Below are 15572 nucleotides of genomic sequence, written 5' to 3'. Positions count from 1 at the left end.
TTCGATCATTTGATCGTAGCACTTTCAGCTTTTGCCTTAACTACTTAACTCATTGAATCTCAAGGAGTTTTTCGTTCCGATGTCGCTGGAAGTGGGGCGCATTATAAGGGGATTCGAGAGGGCGTCAACCTTTAATTTCAATAAACTTTGATAGCGCTGAAAAACAAAGCGGGGAGGCCTGACGGCCTCCCCGCTTTTCATCTAGAGCACTCCAGCATCACGCAGACGCTGTACCTCGCCAGCATCCAGCCCCAACACTTCCCCCAGCACCACTTCGGTATGCTCGCCCAGCAGTGGTGGCGCCCGGCGATACTCCACTGGCGTCTCCGACAACCGTATCGGGCTCGCAACTTGCGGCACACTACCCGCCAATGGATGCGGGATATTCAACGCCAACCCGCGCGCCAGCACCTGGGGGTCCTGGAACATCTGCGCCAGGTTATTGATAGGTCCACATGGCACTCCTGCAGCCTCCAACTGGGCCACCCACTCAGCCGTGGTCTTGAACACCGTAGCCTGGCGAATCAATGGTATCAGCTCAGCCCGGTTGGCCACCCGCAGCTTATTGGTAACGAACCGAGGGTCCTCCGCCCATTGCGGCTGCCCGGCCACCTCAGCGAACTTGCGGAACTGGCTGTCATTACCGACGGTAAGAATGAAATCGCCATCTGCCGTCGGAAAGTCCTGGTAAGGGACTATATTAGGATGCGCATTACCCAGCCGACGGGGAGGGGTGCCCGTGGTCAGGTAGTTCATCGCCTGGTTCGCAAGGCAGGCCACCTGCACATCGAGCAATGCCATGTCGACATGCTGGCCGACCCCTGTCTGATCCCGGTGGGCGAGGGCAGCCAGCATGGCGACCGTGGAATACAACCCGGTCAGAATATCGGTAAGCGCCACACCCACCTTGACCGGCCCTGCGCCTTCTTCACCCTCCGGACGACCGGTCAGGCTCATCAGCCCACCCAACCCCTGGATCATGAAGTCATAGCCAGCACGCTTGGCATAGGGCCCGGTCTGACCGAAGCCGGTAATGGAGCAATAGATAAGCTGCGGGTTGATCGCCTTCAGGCTCTGGTAGTCCAGGCCATAGGCAGCCAGCCCACCTACCTTGAAGTTCTCTATGACGATATCGCACTGTGCCGCCAGCTCCCGCACCAGCCGCTGCCCCTCCGACTGGGTAAAGTCGATGGTCACCGAGCGCTTGTTGCGGTTGGCCGACAGGTAATAGGCCGCCTCACTGGTGTCCTCACCTTCGACATCCTTGAGGAAAGGCGGCCCCCATGAGCGGGTATCGTCGCCACTGCCTGGGCGCTCGACCTTGATCACGTCGGCACCAAGGTCAGCCAGAATCTGACCAGACCACGGGCCGGCCAACACGCGCGAAAGGTCTAGCACCCGCAGATGTGATAGCGCGCCCATGGCTTGCTCCTTATTAATAGAACGCCTGGATACCAGTCTGCGCACGCCCCAGGATAAGTGCATGCACGTCGTGGGTACCTTCATAGGTGTTGACCACCTCCAGGTTAACCAGGTGGCGGGCCACACCAAACTCGTCGGAGATGCCATTGCCGCCCAGCATGTCACGCGCCATACGGGCGATATCCAGCGCCTTGCCGCAGGAATTGCGCTTCATGATGGAGGTGATTTCCACCGCAGCCGTCCCTTCATCCTTCATGCGCCCCAGACGCAGGCAGCCCTGCAGCGCCAGGGTGATTTCGGTCTGCATGTCGGCCAGCTTCTTCTGTATCAACTGGTTGGCGGCCAGTGGACGACCAAACTGCTGACGATCCAGGGTGTATTGGCGGGCGGTGTGCCAGCAGGCTTCAGCGGCACCCAGCGCACCCCACGAAATACCATAGCGAGCCGAATTCAGGCAGGTGAACGGGCCCTTGAGGCCACGCACGTCCGGGAAGATGTTCTCTTCTGGCACGAACACATTGTCCATGACGATTTCGCCAGTGATCGAGGCGCGCAGGCCAACCTTGCCATGAATTGCCGGGGCACTGAGGCCTTGCCAGCCTTTTTCCAGTACGAAGCCACGGATATCGCCCGCATCATCCTTGGCCCACACCACGAACACATCGGCGATGGGGCTGTTGGTGATCCACATCTTGCTGCCGGTCAGCCGGTAGCCACCGTCGACCTTTCTCGCCCGCGTAATCATCGAGCCAGGGTCGGAGCCATGGTTAGGCTCGGTCAAACCGAAGCAACCGATCCACTCGCCACTGGCCAGCTTGGGGAGATATTTCTGCTTTTGAGCTTCGGTGCCAAATTCGTTGATCGGCACCATCACCAACGACGACTGCACACTCATCATCGAGCGGTAACCCGAGTCGATGCGTTCCACTTCGCGAGCAATAAGGCCGTAGCACACATAGTTCAGGCCGCTGCCACCGTATTGCTCGGGGATGGTTGCACCCAACAGGCCGACTTCACCCATCTCGCGGAAGATCGCCGGATCGGTCTGCTCGTGGCGGAAGGCCTCGAGCACACGCGGCGCCAGCTTGTCCTGGGCGAACTGATAAGCGCTGTCACGCACCATGCGCTCTTCTTCAGTGAGCTGCTGATCCAGCAGCAACGGGTCGATCCAGTTGAAGCTTGCTTTACCGGCCATGAGCGAATCCTCGAAATAGGGGTCAGTTTCTTGTGCCTTTGAGCCTAGGCCTGATCGGCTGCGGGGACAAACGAGGATTGCGCACCGATTAGTGATATTTTGTCACTCCGTAAATCGGCAAAACGCCTTATTGACAGCCTTACAAGTGAGGTTGACGTACATGCGTCGTAAGATCCCCAGTACCGCCGCCCTGATTTGCTTCGAGGCGGCAGCCCGTAACGAGAGCTTTACCAAGGCTGCCCAGGAACTCGCGCTGACCCAGGGTGCCGTCTGTCGGCAGATCGGTGGCCTGGAAGCCTTCCTTAATGTGGAACTGTTCCGTCGCTCGCGCCGCGGCGTGAGGCTGACCGAAGCCGGCCTGTCCTACAGTCGCCAGGTGGCGGCCCAACTGGACGCCGTGGAGCGCGATACCTTGTCGGTAATGCGCCAGCAAGGCGCCAATGTGATCGAACTGGCGGTAGTGCCGACTTTTGGCACTCAATGGCTGCTACCACGACTCAAGGACTTCCAGCAGCGCCACCCGGAGGTCACAGTCAACCTCACCAACCGCACCCGGCCATTCCTGTTTGCCGACACGACCTTCGATGCCGCCATCTATTTTGGTGATGCGGACTGGTCAGGCACCCAATCGCACCAATTGATGGGTGAAAACCCGGTACCTGTGTGCAGTCCGGCGCTGCTGAACGGCCAAGGCATGCTCGAGGCACACCACATCGCGCAGCTACCACTGCTGCAGCAGAGCACACGCCCGTATGCCTGGCGGCAATGGTTCGGCAGTGTGGGCATGAATGTGGAGCGCGACATGACAGGCCCGCGCTATGAACTATTCTCGATGCTCGCCCAGGCGGCCATGCACGATATGGGCATTGCCCTGATACCACCGTTCCTGATCCAGCGGGAGCTGGAGGAGGGAAGGCTGGTGGTCGCTAACAGGCATGCCCTGAGTAGCGACAAGGCCTACTATCTGATGATTCCAGAGCGCAAGGTGGAGTCGGCGTCGCTACGCGCCTTTCGCGACTGGCTGGTAAGTCAGGCTCAGGCCTACATAAATAGCCCAGGGACAAACGCGACAAATTGACCCTGTAGTCAATTATTTTAAACACCTACAGATATATGTATATGTCGCATATTCGCAAACTGTAACGCAAGCATAAAAACACCCTTTAACCGTGCTCAGTACGCGGCTTTGCGGGTTATTTTGCGACATCCAACTAGTCGTAAGCGAATTGGCCGCTTTTTTTTTGATTTTTTCTCCTAATCTGCCAATGGCGCATGTTTGACGGGCTGCAACCCTATTGCTGCGACAAGCGGTCACAGGGTGACTTGTAGTTTTGACTTCGTTTCGCTCCAGAACCGGTTGAAGGCCTTCGGGTTCGTCTGCAAAATGCTTCGCCCCGCCCGGGATCCGGCGGGTTGGCGCTCCACAGCCGCCCCAGCGCACCATCCGAAGTGTGCTGGCTTCTACAAAGACAAAAGGTCACCGCAGGAGAAATAGTCGTGCACATTGGTGTTCCTCTCGAGACGCAGACCGGTGAGACAAGGGTCGCTGCGACCCCCGAAACCATCAAGAAACTGATTGGCCAGGGCCATCAGGTCACCGTTCAACGGGGGGCAGGGCTCAACGCCGCCATTCCGGACAGTGCCTATGAAGCCGTGGGTGCTTCCCTTGGGAGCGCCGCCGATGCCTACGGCGCCCAATTGGTACTCAAAGTGGTCGCCCCCAACGACCAGGAACTGGCCCTGATCAACAGCGGCAGCCTTCTGGTGGGCATGCTCAACCCCTTCAACGGTGAACTGATCGGCAAGATGGCCGAACGCGGCATTACCGCCTTCGCCCTGGAAGCCGCACCGCGAACCTCGCGGGCGCAGAGCCTGGACGTGCTGTCGTCGCAGGCCAACATCGCCGGCTACAAGGCCGTGTTGCTGGCAGCCCATCACTACCCACGCTTCATGCCAATGCTGATGACCGCTGCCGGTACCGTTAAGGCCGCACGCGTGCTGGTACTGGGCGCCGGCGTTGCCGGCTTGCAGGCCATCGCCACAGCCAAGCGCCTGGGTGCGGTGATCGAAGCATCCGACGTTCGCCCGGCAGTGAAAGAGCAGATCGAATCACTGGGTGCAAAATTCATCGACGTGCCATACGAGACCGACGAGGAGCGAGAATGCGCCGAAGGTGTTGGCGGCTATGCCCGACCAATGCCGGCCAGTTGGATGCAGCGCCAGGCACAGGCCGTGCACGAGCGCGCCAAGCAGGCGGATATCGTCATCACCACCGCGCTGATCCCCGGGCGCAAGGCGCCGACCCTGCTAAGCGCCGAAACCGTGGCGCAGATGAAGCCTGGTTCGGTGGTCATCGACCTGGCTGCAGCCCAAGGCGGCAACTGCCCGCTGACCGTCGCAGACCAGGTGGTGCAGGAGAACGGCGTGATCATCGTCGGCCCGACCAACCTGCCGGCCCAGGTGAGTGCCGATGCCTCGGCACTGTATGCACGCAACCTGCTGGACTTCATGAAGCTGCTGTTCGACAAGGATGGCGCGCTGATCATCAACCTCGAAGACGACATCGTCGCGGCCTGCCTGATGTGCCGTGATGGTCAGGTCGTCCGCAAAAACGGCTAAGGAGCACGACAATGGAAGACATGCTGATTTCCCACGGCATCTATAACCTGATCATTTTCGTGCTGGCCATCTATGTGGGCTACCACGTGGTGTGGAACGTCACCCCGGCGCTGCACACCCCACTGATGGCGGTCACCAATGCCATCTCGGCAATCGTCATCGTCGGCGCCATGCTAGCCGCGGCCCTGACCGTGACCCCGGCTGGCAAGCTGATGGGCACCCTGGCCGTGGCCCTTGCCGCAGTCAACGTGTTCGGTGGCTTCCTGGTCACCCGCCGCATGCTTGAGATGTTCAAGAAGAAAACCAAGAACGAGGCGAAGAAGTAAGCATGAGCATGAATCTGGTAACGCTCCTCTACCTCGTCGCCTCGGTGTGCTTCATCCAGGCGCTCAAGGGCCTGTCGCACCCGACCACCTCGCGGCGCGGCAATCTGTTCGGCATGATCGGCATGGGGCTCGCCATCCTCACTACGGTTGGCCTCATTTATAAGCTCGGGGCTGAACTTGCCACTGCCGGTATCGGCTATGTCATCGTCGGCCTGCTGGTCGGTGGCACCGCCGGTTCGATCATGGCCAAGCGCGTCGAAATGACCAAGATGCCCGAACTGGTCGCCTTCATGCACAGCATGATCGGCCTGGCCGCGGTATTCATCGCCATCGCCGCCGTACTAGAGCCGCAGTCGATGGGCATTGTGGCTGCCATCAGCGACCCGATCCCCACCGGTAACCGCCTGGAACTGTTCCTCGGCGCCGCCATTGGTGCCATTACCTTCTCCGGTTCGGTGATCGCCTTTGGCAAGCTGTCGGGCAAGTACAAGTTCCGCTTGTTCCAGGGCGCACCGGTACAGTTCGCTGGCCAGCACAAACTGAACCTGATCCTTGGCCTGACCACCATCGCCCTGGGCCTGCTGTTCACTTTCACTGGCCACTACAGTGCCTTCACCCTGATGCTGGTCCTGGCCTTCATCATGGGTGTGCTGATCATTATTCCGATCGGCGGCGCCGACATGCCAGTGGTGGTGTCGATGCTCAACAGCTACTCGGGGTGGGCAGCGGCCGGCATCGGCTTCTCGCTGAACAACTCGATGCTGATCATCGCCGGTTCCCTGGTAGGTTCGTCCGGTGCCATCCTCTCGTACATCATGTGCAAGGCGATGAACCGTTCGTTCTTCAACGTCATCCTTGGCGGTTTCGGTGGCGATACCGACACTGGCGCGGCGCAAGGTTCGCAAGAACAGCGGCCGGTGAAGTCCGGTTCGGCTGACGATGCCACCTTCCTGCTCAGCAACGCCGACAGCGTGATCATCGTTCCGGGCTACGGCCTGGCGGTAGCCCGCGCACAACACGCGCTGAAAGAGCTGACCGAGAAGCTGACCCACAACGGCGTGACCGTGAAGTATGCGATTCACCCGGTGGCGGGCCGTATGCCCGGGCACATGAACGTACTGCTGGCCGAGGCTGAAGTGCCGTACGATCAGGTATTCGAGATGGAAGACATCAACGCCGAGTTCGGACAGGCCGACGTGGTGCTGGTGCTGGGCGCCAACGACGTGGTCAACCCGGCGGCGAAGAACGATCCCAAGTCGCCAATCGCCGGCATGCCGATCCTCGAAGCGTTCAAGGCCAAGACCATCATCGTCAACAAGCGCTCGATGGCCAGCGGCTATGCCGGCCTGGACAACGAACTGTTCTATCTGGACAAGACCATGATGGTGTTCGGTGACGCCAAGAAGGTCATCGAGGACATGGTCAAGGCGGTGGAGTGACACCAGCCGCTGCAAACCAGCTGATATAAAGGAAGCCCCGGTCAGAATCTGCCGGGGCTTTTCTTTTATTGATCCGGATCAACGGCTCAAATACAAGGCTTCTCATACGACCATGGTCGTGGGACGGCAATGGGCGAAATCTCTAGACTGCGCTGCAGTAGTTTCAGTAGCCCGAGATAACAATCCATGTACCGTGATCGTATCCGCTTGTCCTCCCTGCACAGCAAGGTAATGAGTGCGGCTGATGCCGCTGGTCTGATCGAGGACGGCATGACTGTCGGCATGAGCGGCTTCACCCGCGCCGGCGAAGCCAAGGCCGTACCGCATGCATTGGCCGAACGTGCCAAGCAATCGCCACTGAAAATCAGCCTGATGACCGGCGCCAGCCTGGGCAATGACCTGGACAAACAACTGACCGAGGCCGGTGTGTTGGCCCGCCGCATGCCGTTCCAGGTCGACAGCACCCTGCGCAAAGCCATCAATGACGGCCAGGTGATGTTCATTGACCAGCACCTGTCGGAAACCGTCGAGCAACTGCGCAACCAGCAGCTGAAGCTGCCGGACATCGCGGTCATCGAAGCCGTGGCCATCACCGAGCAAGGCCACATCGTGCCAACCACTTCGGTGGGCAACTCGGCCAGCTTCGCAATCTTCGCCAAGCAGGTGATTGTGGAGATCAACCTCTCGCACAACACCAACCTCGAAGGCCTGCACGACATCTATATCCCAACCTACCGCCCGACTCGCACGCCAATCCCGCTGGTAAAGGTGGACGACCGTATCGGCAGCACCGCGATCCCGATCGATCCGGCCAAGATCGTCGGTATCGTCATCAGCGACCAGCCGGACTCGCCGTCCACTGTGCTGCCGCCAGATGATGAAACACAGGGCATCGCCGACCACCTGATCAACTTCTTCAAGAAGGAAGTGGATGCAGGCCGTATGACCAACAAGCTCGGCCCGCTGCAAGCCGGCATTGGCAGCATTGCCAATGCGGTGATGTGCGGCCTGATCGAGTCGCCGTTCGAAGACCTGACCATGTACTCCGAAGTGCTGCAGGACTCCACCTTCGACCTGATCGATGCCGGCAAGCTTAGCTTCGCATCCGGCAGCTCGATCACCCTGTCGACGCGCCGCAATGCCGATGTGTTCGGCAACCTGGAGCGCTACAAGGACAAGCTGGTGCTACGCCCGCAGGAAATCTCCAACCACCCGGAAGTAGTGCGTCGCCTGGGCATCATCGGTATCAACACCGCACTGGAGTTCGATATCTACGGCAACGTCAACTCCACCCACGTCTGTGGCACCAGGATGATGAACGGCATCGGTGGCTCCGGCGACTTCGCCCGTAACGCCCACCTGGCGGTATTCGTCACCAAGTCGATTGCCAAAGGCGGGGCGATTTCCAGCGTGGTGCCAATGGTCAGCCATGTCGACCACACCGAGCACGACGTGGACATCCTGGTCACCGAGCAGGGCCTGGCGGACCTGCGCGGCCTGGCGCCGCGCGAACGGGCGCGAGCGATCATCGACAACTGTGTGCACCCAGACTACCGCGCTGCGCTGAACGACTACTTCGACCGCGCCTGCCAGCGTGGCGGCCATACCCCGCACATCCTGCGTGAAGCCCTGAGCTGGCACGAAAACCTGGAAGAAACCGGGCGCATGCTGGCCAGCTGATCCAGATGTGGTACGGAACGGCGGCCCTGCTTCCGCTGTTCCGGCCTCTTCGCGGGCTTGCCCGCGAATGGGGCATAACAGTCAAACCCTTCTATCACTACGCCACGCCTCTACTAGCAGCATAATCTGTACTACTGTACTGGTTCTTTCAGACCTTCCCGACTGACAAATCCCCTTCTTCGAATCAGAACGCACCAAATAAGTGCGGACCAGTACAGTTACGCCTATTTCGAGTGCAACAGTAGGGTTACACAGTTAACTGAGCCATCGTCTTTCCACCGAACTGTATCTACTGTTATGGACGACAGAGGAGGATCATTGGCATCAGTTAAATCACTACCTAATGCCGCCATAAGCGGAAGGATGAAGCATCATGGAACGTACCCTCAGTTCCGGTCTGGTTTTTGAAAGCAACGCCCAGCAATCCAACACTTCGCTGCCACTGCGCGCATTGTCGACCCTGCTGCTGTGGCAGCGCCGTATGACCAGCCGTCGTCAACTGGCTCGCCTGGACTCCCGCCTGCTGGCAGACGCCGGTATCAGCGAGTCGCAGCGTTACGAAGAGCTGAGCAAGCCTTTCTGGCGCTAAGCTCCCGGCTTGCCGGCTTCGCCGGCACCGTGAATTCCTCAAACCCGTTGCAGGTGACTGCAGCGGGTTTTTTATTGCCCGAGAGACGCGCAGTCGCGTGCTTCAGATTGAGACCAGTACAGTTTTACAAAAACGAAAATTCGCCTTAACAGTTGTCTGACACAGCAGTCGTTGTCATCTCTACACAGCACTGCGTGATACGCTTGGCCTAACCGTCTGCTGGAACCCGTTGAAGAAAACGTACCGTGACGAGCCCTGCAAACGTCCGATACAGCAGAACCAACCTGACCTACCCAGGAGTCCACATCATGAACCGTAAACACCTGCTTGGCGCCGCCCTGCTGCTTGGCCTGGCTGGCACTGCCAATGCCACCAGTTTCGTTGTCACCACCGACGCGGTAGTGGGCGCCGTTGCTGCCTCCACCGACGCCACATCCGACGTGAGCTCTTCCTTCCGCGACGACAAGATTGTCCAGGCAGCCCGCGATGACGCAGCCAGCTTCGTCGGCACTCAGGGCGCTATCCGCGGCGCCCGACTGGAAAGCGCCTTTGTGCACATCCGTTCGAACATGCCGGCCCTGCAAGCCAGCGATGCACAGCTGGCCCAGGCCATCCTGGCACTCTGATACGCGCCATGCACAACAGGTGCGTTGGCTTCGGCCCTCGCACCTGAGGTAGGCTTCGCCGTTCATTTTTCCAGCCTTCAAGAAAGCTCATGCGTTATCTGTTGCCATTGCTGTTCGCCGCCGCAGGCATGGCCAGCGCCCATGCCATGGATACCACCACACAAAGCCTGGTCATCACCGGCTATGTCACCAGCCAGTTCACAGTCGCACCATTCGATCGCAAACTGCTTACACAGGCCCGCGACGATGCCGCCGCATTCGTTGCCAGCGACGGGCTGATCCGTGGTGCACGCCTGGAAGCCGCCCTGGAATCATTACGCCACAATTGCGCACGGCACGCCGTCGGCGATCTGGAACTGGCGCAGGCAATTCTCGTCCAATAACTACATCTGACTCCCTGTATTTTTCGGAGATGCTCCATGCGCAAACCGCTGATTGCCGCTTCCCTCGGCATGCTGCTGCTGGCCGACCTGGCCCAGGCACAGACCCTGGTGGCCACCAGCAACATCATCGTGCGTGCCTTTGGCCGTTCGATCGACTTCACCTCAGACACCACCACCTCGATCCGCGACTCCAAAGTGGTGCGCGAAGCCCACGACGACGCTGCAAGCTTCGTCGCCAGCAACGGTGACATCCGCGGCGTCCAACTCGAGGCGGCCTTCAATACCCTGCGCGAGCGAGTACCGGAAGCGCGCGGCGCCAGCGACCAGGTATTGGCTGAAGCCATACTCGCACTGTGAAGCGCGTGCGTGCCTGGCTGCTTGGCTGCGCCCTGACGCTGCTCGGCACGCCCGCCTTGGCCGACCTGCAGCTTGAGCTGCAGGCGTCCGGCCTCGACCCACAACAAACAAAAGCCTCCCAAGCCCTGCTCGACGAGGCCATGGGCAAGCTGCCACCGCGCTTCAAGCAGCAGCTGGACCGCCGCGTGCGGGTCAGCTGGAGCGACAACATGCCTGCCGACGCCTATGGGCAGGCATCACTGATATCCACCCTCGAGCTCAACCGCCGCTTGCTGCCCAGCCTCGCCGATGGCAGCGCCGCCGCCGAGCGCACCGACCGCCCACATGGCACGGTGCATGAAGAGCTGCTGGCCACCGTGCTGCACGAGCTCACCCATCTCTACGACCGTGCCCGCCTGTGGCCCAGCGCCGAAAATGCGCTGATTGCACGCTGCAAACGCCAGCAAGGTACGCTGGGCAAGGTCGGCCTGCCGGAAGAATGCCGCGGGCAGGCCGAGCGCCGCTTCACCCTGAGCGACGACCCACGCCTGCTCGACCTGGCCGGGTGGCAGCAGTACGTGGGCCGACGAGGCGAGCGCGAACAGCACAATGGCCAATTCGTGCGCAGCCCCGACAGCTATGAGTTGAGCAGCCCCAAGGAATACATCGCGGTCAACATGGAGTATTTCCTCCTCGACCCGAGCTACAGCTGCCGTCGCCCGGCGCTGTATCAGTACCTTCGCGAACACTTCGGCTGGGCACCCCAACAGGACACCTGTGCCAAGGGCCTGCCATTCATCAATGCCGGCAGCGACTTCGCCCGCCAGCCGCTAGGTGAAATCGACCCAGAGCGGGTCTACGAAGTGGACTATCTGCTGGCTGAAGCCAATCAGAACCTGGTCAGCCGCTGGGGGCACAGCATGCTGCGCCTGGTGATCTGCAAGCCGGGCCGCCCACGCGGACCAGACTGCCGCCTGGACCTCGATCAAAGCCTGGTGCTGTCGTACCGCGCCTTCGTCAACGACGTGCAACTGTCCAGCTGGGACGGCCTGGTCGGCAACTATCCATCGAGGCTATTCGTGCTGCCGCTGGGCCAGGTGATCGACGAATACACCAAGACCGAGCTGCGCAGCCTGGCCTCGGTGCCCTTGAAGCTCAGCCGCGACGAAATCGAGAACCTGGTGCGCCAGGCCGCCGAGATGCACTGGAGCTATGACGGCAACTACTGGTTCCTGTCCAACAACTGTGCCGTGGAGTCGTTGAAGCTGCTGCGCAGCGGCACCGCCAATCCACGCCTCAACGACCTAGACAGCATCATGCCCAACGGTTTGCTGGCAGTGCTCAAGGGCAGGGGGCTGGCAGATACCAGCGTGCTTGATAACCCGCGCGAAGCGTTACGCCTGGGCTACCGCTTCGATTCTTACCGCGACCGGTACCAGGCCATGTTCGAGGTGCTGAGAAAGCAGTTGCCAATCAAGCAAGCTCTGGTTGAAGACTGGCTGGCCCTCAATGCCGAGCAGCGCCGTAGCTGGTTTGCCAAGGCTGACCTGCGCACCAGTGCGGCACTGCTTCTGCTTGAGCAGGCCAGCCTGCGCCGGCAGCTTCTGCTGGCCCAGGACGAAGTCAAGCAGCGTTACCTGAATGCCGCAGCCTTGAAGGATGGCAGCATCAACAAAGCCGATGCCACGCTCAAGCAAATGCTTGCCAACAGCGGTTTTCTCAGCCGCCCGGCAGAGTTGCTCGATTCCAAAGGCTATGGGCTGCCGCAGCCAGAAGAGCGCAAGCACCTGGAGCAGGTGAGCAGAGAGCGCCAGGCACAGCTGTTGCGCTTGAGCACCAGCCTGGATAAAGAGGTGAGGGCGCTGCTGGAGCCGTCGCGAGCCAAGGAAATTGCAGCGGTCGAGGCAAACGTGAAGCAGATCGGCGAGCACTTGCGGGCGTTGCACAAGGCTGCTGGTGGCCTGCAGTTGTGATGTATGAAGGGCTGGCCCTTTCGCGGGCGAGCCCGCGCCTACAGGCGCTCCTCATCTTCCGAGGGCAAATCCTCATCCAGATGCAGCCAAGGCAACCGGCTGCCTGCCCAGATATGTCGGTTGGCTCGTACCCGCTCAGGGTGATCCAGCGTCGCCACCGTTACATCGATCGTCTGCGGGCTATGCGTGGTCACCAGCGCCACATGCGCCCCACACTGCCCACAGAAGTAGCGGCTGCAACTGGCAGGCGCCACATAGCAGCTCGGCTCGCCCGTTAACCACTGGAACCCAGAACGGGGCAGGGTAAGCCAGGTGACCACCAGTCCACCGCTGACCCGCCTGCAGATCGAACAATGACAGTGGGCAATGTCCGTCAGGTTGCCCTCCAGCCGATAACGCAGGGCTCCACAATGGCAGCCACCTTCGGTTACATCCTGCATCACCTACCTCTCGTCACCTTTGCTTCAGCGAAAGCTGGCTGAAAGCTTGCCCTTTTAGGATAGCGCCCACTACCGGCACAAGACCGGTCAGCCAGGGCACCCGGTCAATACCGCGCCCGGCCCAATCAACAACAACAATGGTGATTCTGATGTATTCCTGTGCCCGCCTTTTCGTAGTCCCCCTCCGCATGCTCCCCGCACAGCGCCCTACGCGCTGATACGCCCGAATCGACTGTCCTTTCGCCGCGCCACGCCTGGAGTATTGCCATGCTGACCTTCCTCGGCTTTGCCATGGTCATCACGTTCATGTACCTGATCATGACCAAGCGCCTTTCGGCCTTGATCGCGCTGATTCTGGTACCGATCCTGTTCGCCCTGTTCGGTGGTTTTTCCGCCAAGATCGGCCCCATGATGCTAGAGGGCATCAGCAAGCTCGCACCTACCGGCGTGATGCTGATGTTCGCCATCCTCTATTTCGCCCTGATGATCGATTCCGGCCTGTTCGACCCGGCCGTTCGCAAGATCCTCAAGCTGGTCAAGGGCGATCCGCTGAAAGTCTCGGTCGGCACCGCTGTACTGGCCCTGGTGGTCTCGCTCGACGGTGACGGTGCCACCACCTACATGATCTGCTGCGCCGCCATGCTGCCGATGTACAGCCGCCTGGGCATGAGCCCGCGGATCATGGCCGGCCTGATCATCCTCGCCGGCGGCGTGATGAACATGACCCCATGGGGTGGACCGACCGCGCGTGCTGCCAGCGCCCTGCACGTAGACCCGTCAGACATCTTCGTACCGATGATCCCGGCCATGCTGTTCGGTGTACTGGCGATCCTGGCCATTGCCTACATGTATGGCAAGCGTGAGCGTGCCCGCCTGGGCGAACTGCATCTGCCTACCGACGACATCGACCACAGCGAAATCACCGTCTCGCAGTACCCGGACGCACGCCGGCCCAAGCTGCTGTACTTCAACGGTGCCCTGACCGCCGCCCTGATGGTCGCGCTGATCGCCGGCCTGCTGCCGCTGCCAGTGCTGTTCATGATTGCCTTCAGTATCGCCATGATCGTCAACTACCCGTGCCTGCAACAGCAGAAGGACCGCATCGCCGCCCACGCCGGCAGCGTACTGGCCGTGACCGGGCTGATCTTCGCCGCCGGCATCTTCACCGGCATCCTGTCCGGCACCGGCATGGTCGACGCCATGTCCAAGAGCCTGCTGGCGGTCATCCCCGAGGCGCTGGGCCCATACTTGGCCGTGATCACCGCGATCGTGAGCATGCCGTTCACGTTCTTCATGTCCAACGATGCGTTCTACTACGGCGTGCTGCCGGTGCTGGCCGAAGCCGCCAGCCACTATGGCATCACCCCGGTGGAAATGGCCCGTGCGTCGATCGTCGGGCAGCCGGTACACCTGCTCAGCCCGCTGGTACCCTCCACCTACCTGCTGGTAGCCCTGGCCGGTATCGAGTTCGGCGATCATCAGCGCTTCACGCTCAAGTGGGCAGTGCTGGTATGCCTGTGCATAATGCTCGGCGCACTGCTGATGGGGATTTTCCCGCTGTTCAGTAGTCTTTAATACATCCGTATCACGTACGCGACGCGCCCTGACCGGGGCGCGTTGCCATTACCGCTCGAAGGAAAATACATGGAATGGCTGACCAGCCCGGAAATCTGGGTTGCCTTTTTCACCCTTACCGCGCTTGAGATCGTCCTCGGTATCGACAACATCATCATGATCTCGATTCTGGTCAGCCGCATGCCCAAGCACATGCAGCCACGCACCCGGATCTTCGGCCTGGCCCTGGCCATGGTCACCCGTATCATGCTGCTGCTGTCGATTACCTGGGTCATGCGCCTCACCGCCGACCTGTTCGTGGTCTTTGGCCAAGGCATCTCCGGGCGTGACCTGATCCTGTTCTTCGGTGGCCTGTTCCTGCTGTGGAAGAGCTCGCAAGAGATCTACCACGGCCTGGAAGGCGAGGACGAGAACGCAGAGGAGCCCAAAGGCGCAGGTGGCAAGTTCTTCTACACCATCATCCAGATCGCCATCATCGACATCGTGTTCTCGCTGGACTCGGTGATCACCGCTGTGGGCATGGTTTCCCACGTACCGGTGATGATCGCCGCCATCGTTGTGGCCGTGCTGGTGATGATGCTGTGCGCCGGCGCCATCAGCAATTTCATCGACAAGCACCCGTCGCTGAAGATGCTCGCGCTGTCGTTCCTGATCGTGGTCGGTACTGTACTGATCGCTGAAGCGTTCGAAGTGCATGTGCCGAAGGGCTATGTCTACTTCGCCATGGCCTTCTCGCTGGCGGTGGAGGCCATCAACATCCGCATGCGCACCGCCATGGCCCGCAAGGATGGCAAGGATCATGAACCGGTGAAACTGCGCAAGGACATTCCGGGTCAATAAGGCCAAGGAAGTGCAGCACAACAAGGGCCCTTCGCAGGGCCCTTTTTAATGCCTTTTTTCTGTGCGTTTTTTCCTGCGCGTTGTCACTGTGGAGGCTTGCCCGCGAAGCAGCCCTCACGGGCAGTCATT

At 60.3% G+C, this 15572-nt stretch carries 15 protein-coding genes; 12 read left to right on the top strand and 3 right to left on the bottom strand.

Annotated features, from left to right (window positions below):
- Nucleotides 1-201: 201 nt before the first annotated feature.
- Entirely contained in the window at nucleotides 202-1422 is a 1221-nt protein-coding gene (locus V7787_RS33615) for a CaiB/BaiF CoA transferase family protein (RefSeq protein ID WP_064490873.1), read from the bottom strand.
- Between the two features lie 13 nt (nucleotides 1423-1435).
- Nucleotides 1436-2617, bottom strand: a complete 1182-nt coding sequence (locus tag V7787_RS33610) for an acyl-CoA dehydrogenase (RefSeq protein ID WP_003252907.1) — start codon at nucleotides 2615-2617, stop codon at nucleotides 1436-1438.
- Between the two features lie 160 nt (nucleotides 2618-2777).
- Between V7787_RS33610 and V7787_RS33605 the strand changes: the two genes are divergently transcribed.
- The 10 genes from V7787_RS33605 (at nucleotide 2778) to V7787_RS33560 (ending at nucleotide 12588) form a co-directional block, all read left to right on the top strand.
- Nucleotides 2778-3695, top strand: coding sequence for a LysR family transcriptional regulator (locus tag V7787_RS33605; RefSeq protein WP_064490874.1), 918 nt, complete (start codon nucleotides 2778-2780; stop codon nucleotides 3693-3695).
- Nucleotides 3696-4114: 419 nt separating this feature from the next.
- Nucleotides 4115-5236: a Re/Si-specific NAD(P)(+) transhydrogenase subunit alpha gene (locus tag V7787_RS33600; protein WP_020191551.1), complete on the top strand. Its 1122-nt coding sequence runs from the start codon at nucleotides 4115-4117 to the stop codon at nucleotides 5234-5236.
- Between the two features lie 11 nt (nucleotides 5237-5247).
- Nucleotides 5248-5562, top strand: a complete 315-nt coding sequence (locus V7787_RS33595) for an NAD(P) transhydrogenase subunit alpha (protein ID WP_003252914.1) — start codon at nucleotides 5248-5250, stop codon at nucleotides 5560-5562.
- Between the two features lie 2 nt (nucleotides 5563-5564).
- Nucleotides 5565-7001 (top strand): NAD(P)(+) transhydrogenase (Re/Si-specific) subunit beta, encoded by a 1437-nt coding sequence (locus tag V7787_RS33590; RefSeq protein ID WP_003252919.1) that lies wholly within the window; start codon nucleotides 5565-5567, stop codon nucleotides 6999-7001.
- 186 nt (nucleotides 7002-7187) lie between these two features.
- The gene (locus tag V7787_RS33585; RefSeq protein WP_064490875.1) at nucleotides 7188-8681 is read left to right on the top strand and encodes an acetyl-CoA hydrolase/transferase family protein; all 1494 of its coding nucleotides are present in this window, start codon (nucleotides 7188-7190) and stop codon (nucleotides 8679-8681) included.
- A 373-nt stretch (nucleotides 8682-9054) separates the two neighbouring features.
- Nucleotides 9055-9270, top strand: a complete 216-nt coding sequence (locus V7787_RS33580) for a DUF1127 domain-containing protein (protein ID WP_003252924.1) — start codon at nucleotides 9055-9057, stop codon at nucleotides 9268-9270.
- A 308-nt stretch (nucleotides 9271-9578) separates the two neighbouring features.
- On the top strand, nucleotides 9579-9896 hold the full coding sequence (locus V7787_RS33575) for a DUF2388 domain-containing protein (protein WP_014589278.1): 318 nt from the start codon (nucleotides 9579-9581) through the stop codon (nucleotides 9894-9896).
- 89 nt (nucleotides 9897-9985) lie between these two features.
- The gene (locus V7787_RS33570; RefSeq protein ID WP_064490876.1) at nucleotides 9986-10279 is read left to right on the top strand and encodes a DUF2388 domain-containing protein; all 294 of its coding nucleotides are present in this window, start codon (nucleotides 9986-9988) and stop codon (nucleotides 10277-10279) included.
- A 36-nt stretch (nucleotides 10280-10315) separates the two neighbouring features.
- On the top strand, nucleotides 10316-10636 hold the full coding sequence (locus V7787_RS33565) for a DUF2388 domain-containing protein (protein ID WP_003252932.1): 321 nt from the start codon (nucleotides 10316-10318) through the stop codon (nucleotides 10634-10636).
- Nucleotides 10633-12588: a DUF7844 domain-containing protein gene (locus V7787_RS33560; RefSeq protein WP_064490877.1), complete on the top strand. Its 1956-nt coding sequence runs from the start codon at nucleotides 10633-10635 to the stop codon at nucleotides 12586-12588. The genes V7787_RS33565 and V7787_RS33560 overlap by 4 nt, the downstream gene beginning before the upstream one ends.
- A 38-nt stretch (nucleotides 12589-12626) precedes the next feature.
- Here the strand turns inward: V7787_RS33560 and V7787_RS33555 are convergent, their stop codons facing one another.
- Nucleotides 12627-13028 carry a GFA family protein gene (locus V7787_RS33555; protein WP_049588409.1) on the bottom strand — a complete coding sequence of 134 codons (402 nt, stop codon included), beginning with the start codon at nucleotides 13026-13028 and terminating at the stop codon, nucleotides 12627-12629.
- 267 nt (nucleotides 13029-13295) lie between these two features.
- Between V7787_RS33555 and V7787_RS33550 the strand changes: the two genes are divergently transcribed.
- Complete coding sequence (locus V7787_RS33550; RefSeq protein WP_010951541.1) at nucleotides 13296-14603, top strand: CitMHS family transporter; 1308 nt, start codon at nucleotides 13296-13298, stop codon at nucleotides 14601-14603.
- A 69-nt stretch (nucleotides 14604-14672) separates the two neighbouring features.
- On the top strand, nucleotides 14673-15443 hold the full coding sequence (locus V7787_RS33545; protein ID WP_020192918.1) for a TerC family protein: 771 nt from the start codon (nucleotides 14673-14675) through the stop codon (nucleotides 15441-15443).
- Nucleotides 15444-15572 lie beyond the last annotated feature (129 nt).

This window comes from Pseudomonas sp. CGJS7 (assembly GCF_036961695.1).
Note: the sequence above shows the minus strand (reverse complement) of the source record. Positions and strands in the feature narration are given on the sequence as shown.

Excerpts from the sequence above, each read along its gene's own strand:
- V7787_RS33615 (WP_064490873.1), bottom strand. The coding sequence starts at position 1,422 with ATGGGCGCGCTATCACATCTGCGGGTGCTAGACCTTTCGCGCGTGTTG.
- V7787_RS33595 (WP_003252914.1), top strand. The coding sequence starts at position 5,248 with ATGGAAGACATGCTGATTTCCCACGGCATCTATAACCTGATCATTTTC.
- V7787_RS33605 (WP_064490874.1), top strand. The coding sequence starts at position 2,778 with ATGCGTCGTAAGATCCCCAGTACCGCCGCCCTGATTTGCTTCGAGGCG.
- V7787_RS33565 (WP_003252932.1), top strand. The coding sequence starts at position 10,316 with ATGCGCAAACCGCTGATTGCCGCTTCCCTCGGCATGCTGCTGCTGGCC.
- V7787_RS33580 (WP_003252924.1), top strand. The coding sequence starts at position 9,055 with ATGGAACGTACCCTCAGTTCCGGTCTGGTTTTTGAAAGCAACGCCCAG.
- V7787_RS33575 (WP_014589278.1), top strand. The coding sequence starts at position 9,579 with ATGAACCGTAAACACCTGCTTGGCGCCGCCCTGCTGCTTGGCCTGGCT.
- V7787_RS33555 (WP_049588409.1), bottom strand. The coding sequence starts at position 13,028 with ATGCAGGATGTAACCGAAGGTGGCTGCCATTGTGGAGCCCTGCGTTAT.
- V7787_RS33570 (WP_064490876.1), top strand. The coding sequence starts at position 9,986 with ATGCGTTATCTGTTGCCATTGCTGTTCGCCGCCGCAGGCATGGCCAGC.
- V7787_RS33610 (WP_003252907.1), bottom strand. The coding sequence starts at position 2,617 with ATGGCCGGTAAAGCAAGCTTCAACTGGATCGACCCGTTGCTGCTGGAT.
- V7787_RS33545 (WP_020192918.1), top strand. The coding sequence starts at position 14,673 with ATGGAATGGCTGACCAGCCCGGAAATCTGGGTTGCCTTTTTCACCCTT.
- V7787_RS33590 (WP_003252919.1), top strand. The coding sequence starts at position 5,565 with ATGAGCATGAATCTGGTAACGCTCCTCTACCTCGTCGCCTCGGTGTGC.
- V7787_RS33585 (WP_064490875.1), top strand. The coding sequence starts at position 7,188 with ATGTACCGTGATCGTATCCGCTTGTCCTCCCTGCACAGCAAGGTAATG.
- V7787_RS33550 (WP_010951541.1), top strand. The coding sequence starts at position 13,296 with ATGCTGACCTTCCTCGGCTTTGCCATGGTCATCACGTTCATGTACCTG.